The 11,881-nt window shown below is 38.1% G+C and carries 13 protein-coding genes; 10 read left to right on the forward strand and 3 right to left on the reverse strand.

The window, feature by feature from the left end; genetic code table 11:
* Positions 1–9: 9 nt before the first annotated feature.
* Positions 10–324: a CCC motif membrane protein gene (locus KIM67_RS03770; RefSeq protein ID WP_213830027.1), complete on the forward strand. Its 315-nt coding sequence runs from the start codon at positions 10–12 to the stop codon at positions 322–324.
* On the opposite strand, the gene recQ is transcribed toward KIM67_RS03770, so the two are convergent.
* The gene (recQ, locus tag KIM67_RS03775) at positions 321–2,522 is read right to left on the reverse strand and encodes a DNA helicase RecQ (RefSeq protein WP_213830028.1); all 2,202 of its coding nucleotides are present in this window, start codon (positions 2,520–2,522) and stop codon (positions 321–323) included. The genes KIM67_RS03770 and recQ overlap by 4 nt on opposite strands.
* 199 nt (positions 2,523–2,721) lie before the next feature.
* On the opposite strand from recQ, the gene KIM67_RS03780 reads away from it, so the two are divergent.
* The 4 genes from KIM67_RS03780 to lptB are packed head-to-tail and all read left to right on the forward strand — an operon-like array spanning position 2,722 to position 5,658.
* Positions 2,722–3,687: an SIS domain-containing protein gene (locus tag KIM67_RS03780; protein ID WP_213830029.1), complete on the forward strand. Its 966-nt coding sequence runs from the start codon at positions 2,722–2,724 to the stop codon at positions 3,685–3,687.
* A complete protein-coding gene (gene tatC / locus KIM67_RS03785) occupies positions 3,687–4,520 on the forward strand; it encodes a twin-arginine translocase subunit TatC (RefSeq protein ID WP_213830030.1) in 834 nt (277 codons plus the stop codon). Before KIM67_RS03780 ends, tatC begins: the two co-directional genes overlap by 1 nt.
* Positions 4,510–4,860 carry a carboxymuconolactone decarboxylase family protein gene (locus tag KIM67_RS03790; RefSeq protein ID WP_213830031.1) on the forward strand — a complete coding sequence of 117 codons (351 nt, stop codon included), beginning with the start codon at positions 4,510–4,512 and terminating at the stop codon, positions 4,858–4,860. Before tatC ends, KIM67_RS03790 begins: the two co-directional genes overlap by 11 nt.
* Positions 4,861–4,917: 57 nt before the next feature.
* A complete protein-coding gene (gene lptB, locus KIM67_RS03795; RefSeq protein ID WP_213830032.1) occupies positions 4,918–5,658 on the forward strand; it encodes an LPS export ABC transporter ATP-binding protein in 741 nt (246 codons plus the stop codon).
* A 4-nt stretch (positions 5,659–5,662) separates the two neighbouring features.
* On the opposite strand, the gene KIM67_RS03800 is transcribed toward lptB, so the two are convergent.
* Together KIM67_RS03800 and KIM67_RS03805 are read right to left on the reverse strand one after the other, a co-directional pair.
* Positions 5,663–6,469, reverse strand: coding sequence for a DUF4198 domain-containing protein (locus KIM67_RS03800; RefSeq protein WP_213830033.1), 807 nt, complete (start codon positions 6,467–6,469; stop codon positions 5,663–5,665).
* Positions 6,470–6,541: 72 nt separating this feature from the next.
* Positions 6,542–7,264 (reverse strand): phosphatidylcholine/phosphatidylserine synthase, encoded by a 723-nt coding sequence (locus KIM67_RS03805; protein WP_213830034.1) that lies wholly within the window; start codon positions 7,262–7,264, stop codon positions 6,542–6,544.
* Positions 7,265–7,459: 195 nt separating this feature from the next.
* Here KIM67_RS03805 and KIM67_RS03810 point away from each other — a divergent pair, with 195 nt between their 5' ends.
* The 5 genes from KIM67_RS03810 to KIM67_RS03830 all read left to right on the forward strand — a co-directional run bounded on the left by KIM67_RS03810 (position 7,460) and on the right by KIM67_RS03830 (position 11,855).
* A complete protein-coding gene (locus tag KIM67_RS03810) occupies positions 7,460–8,629 on the forward strand; it encodes a DUF4105 domain-containing protein (RefSeq protein ID WP_213830035.1) in 1,170 nt (389 codons plus the stop codon).
* Between the two features lie 22 nt (positions 8,630–8,651).
* Positions 8,652–10,529 (forward strand): ABC-F family ATP-binding cassette domain-containing protein, encoded by a 1,878-nt coding sequence (locus KIM67_RS03815; RefSeq protein WP_213830036.1) that lies wholly within the window; start codon positions 8,652–8,654, stop codon positions 10,527–10,529.
* Between the two features lie 2 nt (positions 10,530–10,531).
* A complete protein-coding gene (locus KIM67_RS03820) occupies positions 10,532–11,032 on the forward strand; it encodes a hypothetical protein (RefSeq protein WP_213830037.1) in 501 nt (166 codons plus the stop codon).
* Positions 11,033–11,065: 33 nt separating this feature from the next.
* The gene (locus tag KIM67_RS03825; RefSeq protein ID WP_213830038.1) at positions 11,066–11,206 is read left to right on the forward strand and encodes a hypothetical protein; all 141 of its coding nucleotides are present in this window, start codon (positions 11,066–11,068) and stop codon (positions 11,204–11,206) included.
* Between the two features lie 91 nt (positions 11,207–11,297).
* The gene (locus KIM67_RS03830; RefSeq protein WP_213830039.1) at positions 11,298–11,855 is read left to right on the forward strand and encodes a cob(I)yrinic acid a,c-diamide adenosyltransferase; all 558 of its coding nucleotides are present in this window, start codon (positions 11,298–11,300) and stop codon (positions 11,853–11,855) included.
* The last annotated feature ends 26 nt before the right edge of the window (positions 11,856–11,881 follow it).

The raw sequence follows: 11,881 nt of genomic DNA on the forward strand, positions 1-11,881 counted from the left end.
CGATAAAACATGAGTCAACAACCTTTACCAGGAGCAAGCACAGTGCTAACAATGGGAATCCTTTCCATTGTTGGCACTTTGTTTTGTTGTGGTCCGTTTGGAGCAATATTTAGTATTGTAGGTTTGGTCAAGGCCAAAACCGCCAAAGAACTCTATCTTCAAAATCCAGAAAATTATACGGATTACAGCAATATAAAAACAGGCAAGATATTATCGTATGTAGGCCTGGCAATATCCGCAGTCTATCTTTTGTTGGTTATTTTATATTTTGGATTTATAATAGCAGTGATCGCAGGTACCGAGGGATTGGACTATACCTATTAATTGGCCACCTCACTGATAAATTTAAGGCGATAGAGACGCAGTTCTTCGTCTTCATAATCACCATCAAATTCATCTATGGCTTGGGAAATGGAATCTGATTCTGCTTCTAAAAAGTACTCATGGATTTCTTCTTGTTGGTCTTCGTCCAAGATTTCATCTATCCAATACTCGATATTAAGTTTGGTACCACTAAAGACAATGTGTTCCATTTCTTTAATGAGTTCTGGTAGTTCCAATCCTTTTGCAGAAGCGATATCGTCCAAAGGCAACTTCCTGTCCACATTCTGAATCACATATAATTTTAAAGCAGAATTTGCACCGGTACTCTTAACCACTAAATCATCTGGTCTTATAATATCATTTTCTTCAACGTAATTGGAAATAAGCTCAGTAAAGGGTTTACCATATTTTTTGGCCTTTCCTTCCCCTACTCCATGTATGGTCAAAAGCTCTTCGTTGCATATTGGATACTTTAGGGCCATGTCATCAAGAGAGGGATCCTGAAATACTACAAATGGTGGCACTCCCATCTTTTTGGCTTCCGCTTTACGCAGGTCTTTCAATAATCTGAGGAGGTTGGCATCTGCACCGGCACCGGCCGACTTGCCCGCAGTAATTATTGCATCGTTATTTTCTTCACTATATACGTGGTCTTTCGTCATTAAAAACGAAGTAGGTTTTTTAAGAAAATCCTCTCCAGATTTCGTCAAATGCAAGATTCCATATTGTTCGATTTCTTTCTTGAGAAAACCAGCGACCAAAACCTGTCGAACCAAAGCCATCCAATAAGGCTCATCATTTTCTTTACCTATTCCAAAGAAGTCTTTTTCATCTGTTTTGTGCGAAGAAATCATTGCGTTTACTTTTCCAACCAAAACCTTTACGATTTCCTTTGTTTTATACTTTTCGTTGGTTTTTTGAACAACATCCAAGAGTTTGACCACCGTTTCTTTCGCCTCTTCTTTTTGCTTTGGATTTCTGGTGTTATCGTCCATATTGGCACCTTCGCCATTTTCCGCATCAAAATCTTCTCCAAAATAATGCAGGATAAATTTTCTGCGGGACATAGATGTTTCGGCATAAGCTACAATTTCCTGTAATAAAGCATTGCCTATTTCCTGTTCCGCTACTGGCTTTCCAGACATAAACTTTTCTAGCTTTTCTACATCCTTGTAGGAGTAAAAAGCCAAGCAATGGCCTTCTCCACCATCTCTACCTGCCCTTCCAGTTTCTTGGTAGTAACTTTCTATGCTTTTTGGAATATCGTGATGGATTACAAATCGAACATCCGGCTTATCTATTCCCATTCCAAAGGCTATCGTGGCTACAACAACATCAACATCTTCCATAAGGAACATATCTTGGTATTTGGAACGTGTTTTGGCATCAAAACCGGCATGGTAAGGCACTGCGCTGACTCCGTTCACTTGTAAAACCTGAGCCAATTCTTCGACCCGTTTTCTGCTCAAACAATAAATGATACCTGATTTGCCTTGATTTTGTTTTACAAAACGAATAATATCTGCGTCCACATTCTGAGTTTTGGGACGTACTTCGTAAAATAAATTTGGTCTATTAAAGGATGCCTTGAATACTTTGGCATCTGTCATGCCCAAGTTTTTAATAATATCTTCCTGTACCTTGGGTGTTGCTGTTGCCGTGAGTCCAATAATTGGTATATTATCGCCCAAACGGCTTATAATACTTTTTAGATTACGGTATTCCGGTCTGAAATCGTGACCCCATTCAGAGATACAATGTGCTTCATCTACAGCAACAAAAGAAAGAGGAACAGCTTTTAAAAATTCTATATTCTCTTCCTTTGTCAGCGATTCGGGAGCTACATAAAGTAATTTTGTGATCCCGTTTTTCACATCTTCTTTTACCTGTTTTATTTCCGTTTTTGTCAAAGAGGAGTTAAGTACGTGTGCAATACCCCTATGTTCAGAAACACCGCGTATAGCATCTACTTGGTTCTTCATCAAAGCAATTAAAGGTGATACTACTATCGAAGTACCTTCTTTCATGATTGCAGGTAGTTGATAACATAAAGATTTACCCCCACCTGTGGGCATTATCACAAACGTGTCTTTATCTTCAAGTATGTTTTGTATTACTTTTTCTTGTAGCCCCTTAAACTGTGAAAAACCAAAATATTTTTTAAGTGAAGCGTGCAAATCGGTATTTGTAAGACCCATTTCCCTATTTTCAATTTATACCAAACAACCAAATTAATAGGTCGTTAACGTTCATAATTTTAAATATTAATTTAAAGTAAGAAGCATTCTGTGCTTTAAAAACGGTTGTAAAAGATAGTTTGTTTAGTTTTGTAATCTTAAATATAAGATATTCTTTTAGGAATACAATTAGATAATCTTTTTATTACCTTTTATTACCTTGAACGACACTCAGTCTATTTTATCCATCGCGAAAAGAACCCTAGAAACCGAAAGCAAGGCCATACAAAATTTGGTCAATCTTTTAGATGAACAATTTGCTTATGCCGTGCAGCATATTTTAGATTCCAAAGGAAGGGTAGTTGTATCTGGAGTTGGAAAAAGTGCTATAATAGCTTCAAAAATTGTGGCAACTTTGAACTCTACGGGCACGCCTGCTATATTTATGCATGCTGCAGACGCCATTCATGGGGATTTGGGAACCATACAGGAAAACGATGTGGTTATCTGTATTTCTAAAAGCGGAAATACTCCAGAAATAAAGGCATTGCTCCCACTGATTAAAATTGCAAAGAATAAATTAATAGGCATTACTGGGAATATGGATTCGCTATTGGCAAAACAGGCAGATTTTGCGCTTAGCACCTTTGTTGAAAAAGAGGCATGTCCCAATAACCTTGCTCCTACAACGAGCACGTCGGCACAATTGGCTATGGGCGATGCGCTAGCCATTAGCCTTTTGGAGCTTAGAGGATTTAGTAGTGCAGACTTTGCAAAGTATCATCCGGGAGGAGCGTTGGGCAAAAAACTATACTTAAGGGTAGCTGATATTGTTGTAAACAATCAAAAGCCCCAAGTGGATATCGATTCAAGTGTAAAAGAAGTCATTGTTGAAATTTCCGAAAAAATGTTGGGCGTAACTGCTGTAATCAAGGAAGGAACTTTGGTCGGCATCGTTACAGATGGTGATATCCGAAGAATGCTTAGCAGGTATGATGATATCCGGGGGCTCAGGGCCAAGGACATCATGACATCCAACCCAAAATCGGTAGATGTAGATACGCTTGCAGTCGAAGCACTTAAAATATTACAATCCCAAGGCATTTCACAACTTTTGGCCTTTGATGGTGATACGTATGCAGGGGTAGTTCATCTTCATAACCTTATAAACGAAGGAATTTTATAATGGCAAAAGTGGCGAACAACCCAGATGAGATGTCCTTCCTAGACCATTTGGAAGAATTGCGATGGCATTTGATAAGATCCGTATTGGCAATTGTCATCATTGCATGTGGGGCATTTGTTATGAAAGATTTCATTTTTGATACGGTCATTTTTGGACCTAAAAAAATGGATTTTCCTACGTATAAGTTCTTTTGTGAAATAGCTACTTTTTTTGGAATAGACTCTGAATTCTGCGCTGATACCTTACCCTTTACCATTCAGAATAGAACTATGGCGGGGCAATTTTCTGCCCATATATGGACCTCTATCTGGGCTGGTTTTATTACTGCATTCCCCTATGTTTTATGGGAATTATGGCGCTTTATCAGTCCTGGGCTTCATAAAAATGAACGCAAACATTCCAGGGGCTTTATTTTAGTGGCTTCAGCACTTTTTTTTATGGGCGTGCTATTTGGTTACTATGTTGTGGCACCCTTATCCATCAATTTTTTGGGTACATACCAAGTAAGTAAAGAGGTGCTCAATGAAATTGATATAGGCTCTTTTATTGCTACGGTAAGAGCATCCGTTATAGCCTGCGGAATCATGTTTGAATTACCAATAATTATTTATTTTTTGACCAAAGTTGGTTTGGTAACTCCAGAAATTCTGAGAAAATATAGGAAAATAGCACTAGTTGTGGTGCTTATCCTATCTGCAGTAATAACACCGCCAGATGTTGCCAGTCAAATAGTAGTTTCAGTTCCCGTTCTAATTTTATACCAGATAAGTATATATATTTCTAAAGTTGTTGTAAAAAACGAAGCTAAAAGAGCTAAAAGAAATGCAAAATAAAGTAGAAGAGTTCAATGCATATCGTGCCAAAATGAACGATCAGCTATTGGCTGAAAACAACAAACTCATCAAACGTATTTTTAATCTAGACACCAATGCATATATGGCGGGTGCTCTAGATGTAAAAACAAAGGAACTATTAGGCCTTGTGGCCTCTGCTGTCCTTCGCTGTGATGATTGTGTAAAATATCATTTAGAAAGTTCCAAAAAAGAGGGAGCAACCAAAGAAGAGGTTATGGAAACTTTGGGAATCGCAACTTTGGTCGGTGGCACAATAGTAGTACCCCATTTGCGAAGGGCATATGAGTTTTGGGAGGCATTGGAAGAAAACGATGCTTAAAAAAATCCCAACGAGCCTTATCCAGAAAAAGAATATGTTTAGTTTTGGCAAGTTCGTATGAAATTAAGAGCTGATAATATAATGAAGGCCTACCGTGGCCGAAAAGTGGTAAAAGGAATTTCCCTTGAGGTAAACCAAGGTGAAATTGTTGGTCTATTAGGACCTAACGGTGCTGGCAAAACCACTTCCTTCTATATGATCGTTGGACTCATTAAGCCCAATGGTGGTAATATTTATTTGGATGACATGGAGATTACTAATTTCCCCATGTACAAAAGAGCCCAAAACGGTATTGGGTACCTGGCCCAAGAAGCTTCTGTTTTTCGTAAGTTGAGTATAGAAAAAAATATTCTTAGTGTGCTGCAACTTACCAAGTTGAGCAAGAAGGAACAGCACATGAAAATGGAATCCCTAATCGATGAGTTTGGCCTAGGGCATATTCGTAAAAATAGAGGTGATTTGTTGTCTGGTGGTGAGCGAAGACGCACAGAAATTGCCCGCGCACTTGCCACCGACCCAAAGTTCATACTCCTGGATGAACCGTTTGCAGGTGTGGACCCCGTAGCTGTTGAAGATATTCAACGTATCGTAGCGCAACTTAAAAACAAAAACATAGGTATTTTGATTACTGACCATAACGTTCAAGAAACCTTGGCCATAACCGAACGTTCCTACCTAATGTTTGAAGGAGGTATCTTAAAAGCTGGAATTCCAGAAGATTTGGCAAAAGATGAAATGGTACGTAAAGTTTACCTTGGCCAAAACTTTGAACTTCGTAAGAAAAAATTAGATTTTTAAATCCTTACTTCACTGCAAAGGTCAACGTAGTCCAGTTAGATTCATAATCAACACCTTTTTCATCGCTTTTAACCATATGTATGGTTGCCACATACCATTTACCGGCTTGGGTAGGTGTCATTTTCACGATTCCATTGTTATCTGTCTTAGTGGAGTTTTCACTTTCGTGGGCATCTTTTCCGGGTACCGAAGTACTATAGTGCACCGTATGATTGGTCAATGGTTCTCCCCCACTTAAAAGTTTGAACGATATACTTTCTCCTGCCTTAGCCTCATATGGATTCTCAAGTGGAACAAATTCTATCGGAAAACCATGAACAGTATTAAAATGGCTTGTTCTTTCCTCACCGACCTGAAAAAGCATCTTTACATGTTTAGAATACTTCTCCCTTGCTCCCGAGCTAAAAGAGCCTTCTTTTTTTCGTTGTTCGATGACATCTTCCAAACCTTCATGATCAAGGTATTCATTAAATTTATCAGCATCCAATTCTATCATTCTGGGCAAGGTAGATATCCCAGCGGCATAGGTGCCTTCGCCACCTGAAGTAAACTTGAGATACGTGATATTTTCCTTGTCATAATAATCCTCTTCGTTAACATTCATTTCGTAATCAGGACCTATAATTCTTGCATCGGAAATTCTATCTCTTGTAATCGTATTTTCGCTCTTATCAAATGTCCCGTTGAAGAGGTACAGCTCACTGGCTTGTCCTGAATCTAAAAAGTAAGCATCTGACTTTAAAAACAGCTCATGTGAAGAAAAAACTATTAAAAGTGTTGCCAAAAAAAACATAAAAATCCCTCTTTTCATACTAGTACATTTTGTATTTCCACTACTTACGCAAAAATAGCCATGAGGGTTTTCTTCTTAAAACAAAATCTGTTAATCTTTCTTTGATAAAAATGAAGTGGCAATGTATAGGAAAATAATAATAGGTATTGCCAAAAACCGTAACGTAAACAATAAAACCAAACTACCTATCAAAAAAAGGTACCGAACGGCATTATCCCTAAAACTCCAGTTCTTGAACTTTAAAGCAAAGAGTTCAATCTTGGAATTAAGCAAAAAAGCACTCAAACAAGTGAGGCCTATCAAAAACCACTCGTTTAAAATAATAGTATTGAGTACATTATTATTGTGATAGAGCAAAATCAAGGGCAAGGATAGAATTAAAAGGGCATTTGCTGGAGTGGGCAGGCCAATGAAAGAAGAAACCTGATTTTCATCTATGTTGAATTTTGCCAAGCGATATGCCGAACCCAGCGTAATAATAAACCCGACGAAAGGAAGTGCTGTCATATCAGTTTCATGGCCCATAAATCCTAAATTCCATCCACCAGTCTCCGACATTTGCAATAACTGAAACATTACGATTCCAGGAACCAATCCGCTTGTGACCATATCCGCCAAAGAATCCAACTGAATTCCAACTTCGCTCTGTACATTTAAAACCCTGGCGGCCAAACCATCAAAAAAATCAAAAAGAATCCCAAGAGAAACAAAGAGCGCCGCTAGTTCTAGGTGGTTGAGAACGGCATAAACCGCAGCTACACAACCACTAAAAAGATTGAGCAAGGTGATAAAATTGGGAATGTATTGTTTCATACGGCCAGATTTTTGTAAACAACCTCGGGACAAGTCCGCAAGGCATTAAAAGGAAATTCAACATAGATTTCAATGCAAGCATCGAAGCATTTAAATCTCGATTGTCAAGTAAAAATAAGCTAAAAAACAAAGTGTTGAATTTTCAAATTCTACCATGTAGTATTTATTCTGATATTTGTGCTGATAAATTTAAGAATGAAGCAAAGGATCTTCTTTTTGTTGGTGCTGTTTTTGGTAGGGAAAAAATTGTTTTCGCAAGTTCCTACCCTTACCGAAAAATCCACGATAAGTCTACTCACATGCGCTGCTGGCGACGAACTTTATTATGCGTTTGGCCATAGCGCGTTTCGTGTACAAGACCCAAATCTAGGAATAGACGTCGTATACAACTACGGTACTTTTGACTTTGACAGGCCCAATTTTTATCTAAATTTTGTAAAAGGAAAATTGATCTATTCGCTTTCTAGAAGAACTTTTGACATTTTTCTTTACGAGTATGAACTCGAAAAAAGATGGGTAAAAGAACAAATTTTGGACTTAACACTTGAAGAACGTAGAAAACTGCTTGTTTTTTTTGAAAATAATTTTTTACCTGAAAATAGGGACTATTTATACGATCCTTTATTGAACAACTGTTCCAGTATTACCGGGGATATTTTAGTACAGCAGTATGGTGATGCCATCGTTTTCAAAGATTCACATTTAGAGAAAAAATATACGTTCAGGGAATTGGTGCGCCAACATCTAAATCTAAATTCTTGGGATATGTTTGGGATTGATCTGGCCTTTGGCTCCGTAGTCGATCGCAAAGCAACCACACAAGAGCATATGTTTCTGCCCTACTACGCCATGGAACAGATACGGAATACCACAAAAGATGGAAAACCATTATTAAAAAGGGAACGCAGTGTCCTGGACTATGAAGAGCGAACCAGAAATGGATTCTTTCCTGCATCCCCAATATTTTGGTTTACACTATTGCTATTATTTACCGGGGTTGTGACCTATCTAGATAATAAGCACCGAACACGAAGTCTTTGGTTGGATTTTTCTCTTTTTTTGATAACGGGACTTATTGGGACTTTGATGCTTTTACTCTGGCTTGCCACAGACCATACCTCTACTCCAAACAATTTTAATGTGCTATGGGCACTCCCATTTAATCTAATAGTTGCTTTTGTTTTTACAGGGAAAAGTACATTACCAAAGTGGCTGCCAAAATACCTATGGTCAGCTCTTGCATTGTTTGGAATATTGGTAATTCTATGGATTGTAAGGGTTCAGTTATTTTCACCAGTACTGATTCCCATACTTTTGACCTTGGCCTTACGGTATGGGTATCTCCTTAAATTTTCAAAGCTGTAACTTGACACCCTAAAATCATCACATGAATCTGCTAACGGTAGAGAACATATCCAAATCTTATGGTGAACTGGTTCTTTTTTCGGATATCTCCTTCGGAATAAATAAAGACCAGAAAATTGCCTTAATCGCTAAAAACGGTAGTGGAAAGACGTCGATATTAAACATCATTTCAGGTAAGGACACTTCAGAAACCGGACAGGTAACTACCAGAAAAGGAATCAAAATCGCTTTTTTAGAACAGGAACCCGATTTGAATCCTAACTTAACCATTGAAGAAACAATTTTTGTAACGGATAATGAAATTTTAAAGGTCATAGCCAATTACGAAAGTGCCGTACAAAATCCAGATGATGCCGAAGCCTATCAAAAAGCGTTCGAGGCTATGGAAAGGCTAAATGCCTGGGACTTTGAAACACAGTACAAGCAGATTCTTTTCAAACTTCACCTAAATCAACTCAATTTAAAAGTAAGCAAGCTTTCAGGAGGACAAAAAAAACGTTTGGCCTTGGCCAACGTATTACTGAATAAGCCTGACCTACTCATTCTTGATGAGCCTACGAACCATTTGGATTTAGAAATGATAGAATGGCTCGAAGCGTATTTTACCAAAGAGAACATCACACTTTTTATGGTAACGCACGACCGTTACTTTCTAGAGCGTGTGTGCAATGAGATTATAGAACTGGACAACAATCAGTTGTACAATTACAAAGGAAACTATTCGTATTACTTGCGCGAAAAAGAGGCGCGTATGGAGCGAGAAGCTGTGGAACAACATAAATCCAAACTACTCTTTAAAAAAGAATTGGATTGGATGCGCAGGCAGCCCAAAGCGCGAACCACCAAATCCAAGTCCAGAATTGACGATTTTAAGGAAATAAAACACAAAGCCCATCAAAGAAGGGTCGAGCACCAAGTACAGTTAGAACTGAACATGGAACGCTTGGGAAGTAAGATTTTGGAACTTCACAATATTTCCAAATCGTTTGGCGACAAAGTGATTTTGGAAAAATTCGATTACAATTTTACCAAAGGGGAGCGTGTTGGGATAATCGGCCAGAATGGAACGGGGAAATCCACCTTCTTGAACATCATTACCCAAAAAGAGGAAGTGGACGGAGGTAAAGTTGTTGTTGGAGATACATTAAAGTTTGGCTATTACACCCAAAAAGGAATTTCTGCAAAAGAAGGACAGAAGGTCATTGATGTAATCCGCGAATTTGGGGATTACATTCCGCTAAAAAAAGGAAAGCAAATTTCTGCGCAACAATTATTGGAACGTTTCCTGTTTGATAGAAAGAAACAGTACGACTTTGTAGAAAAACTAAGTGGCGGGGAACGCAAGCGGCTGTATTTATGCACAGTACTGATTCAAAACCCCAATTTTCTTATTTTGGACGAACCCACAAACGATTTGGATATTGTTACTTTGAACGTTCTGGAAAGCTTTCTGTTGGATTTTCCGGGGTGTTTAATGGTGGTATCCCACGACCGCTACTTTATGGATAAAATAGTGGACCACTTGTTCATTTTTAAGGGAGAGGGCACCATTGAGGATTTTCCGGGGAACTATTCAGACTACAGAGCCTATGAAAACAGTAAAGTCCAAGCAGAGCGTGAAGCCAAAAACAATGGTCAGGAGAAAATTGAAAAGACCCATTGGAAAGAGAAGGACACAACCCAAAAACTATCCTATTCAGAACAAAAAGAACATAGTAGACTAGAGAAAGAAATCCAAAAATTGGAAGAACAAAAGGCACTAGTACAAAATAAATTTACCGACCTTAATTTAAATGGTGAAGAAATAGCAAAATTGTCCATTGAGCTAAAAGAAATTTCAGATACGATAGAAGAAAAAACAGAACGTTGGTTTGAGCTTTCGGCAATTTTGGAGGGATAAAAATGTGGTTCAGAATCGTCTCATATATAAAGTTCCTACTGAACTCCACCGATCAGCACGGTGTTCATTCCCCGTTTGTATTCAATTATGTGACCAAATGTTTATATGCCTCTAAAAAGCTATCCAATAAAAAGTCGCAAAATGTGCTTCTAAAAAGTATTGGTTATTTTGAATTTGAAAAAATAGCTATTTCCGACATGCAAGATGTATCAGGACAGGTTCAAAAATTGTATCCAAAATCAAGATCGAATACAAAATCAGTAGACATCCTGTACACGGAAAAATTAAGTCAGGAGAAATTAAAAGAAATGCTGGTTCAAGGAAAACTCCACAACGACAGCCTGATACTTATCAATTCCATTCATAAAAATCCCCAAAAGAAACAATGCTGGGAAAAACTTATCACTTTACCCGATATCACTGTGAGTATAGATATGTTCCATATAGGGGCCTTGTTCATACGAAAAGAACAAGAAAAGGAACATTTCACTATCCGGATTTAAAGAAGTAATTTTAAATATCAAATCATTTCTCAAATGGACAATACTATTTATTACGTTTTAGGGGTTTTGGCCATCATTTATCTCATTATTCTGTTTAAGAACAAAAGAAACGCAAGAGATAGAAAATCAAGAAAGTTTATGGACGGTAAGCGTAAGCACAAAGATTCTCATTGAAGAGTTAAGAGTGAACATTACAAAAGCAATAGCCACTGTACCAATTACCGACTACTGACTACTGACTACTGACTACTGACGATAAAAAATTATGAAAATATACACTAAGACAGGCGATAAAGCCACTACGGCACTTTTTACGGGCAAGCGGGTACCTAAGCACCATATCCGAATAGAAAGTTATGGCACCATAGACGAGCTAAACTCGTACCTGGGTTTGTTAAGAGACCAAAAAATCGATTTAAAATCTAAGGAAATTCTTGCGTTGACACAGAACAAACTTTTTACGGTCGGAGCCATTTTGGCCACCGAACCCAATAAAGACAATCGCTTAAAGATTCCAAGGATTAAGGCAGCTGATGTTGAATTATTGGAACAAGAAATGGATAGAATGAACGAGGAGCTTCCAGAAATGACCCATTTTATTTTACCAGGTGGGCATACTACCGTGTCATACTGTCATATTGCCAGAACGGTTTGTCGTAGGGCCGAACGCATGATATCCTATCTACATGAACATGAACCTGTACCAGAAGGTGTTTTAATGTATGTAAACCGTCTCTCGGACTATCTGTTTGTATTGGCACGAAAGTTGTCAAAAGACTTACAAGCGGACGAGATAAAATGGATTCCTGAGAAATTAGACTAATAAATTTCACTTTTCTGCGTTACAGA

This window comes from Flagellimonas sp. 389, assembly GCF_018449435.1.
GTDB lineage: Bacteria > Bacteroidota > Bacteroidia > Flavobacteriales > Flavobacteriaceae > Flagellimonas.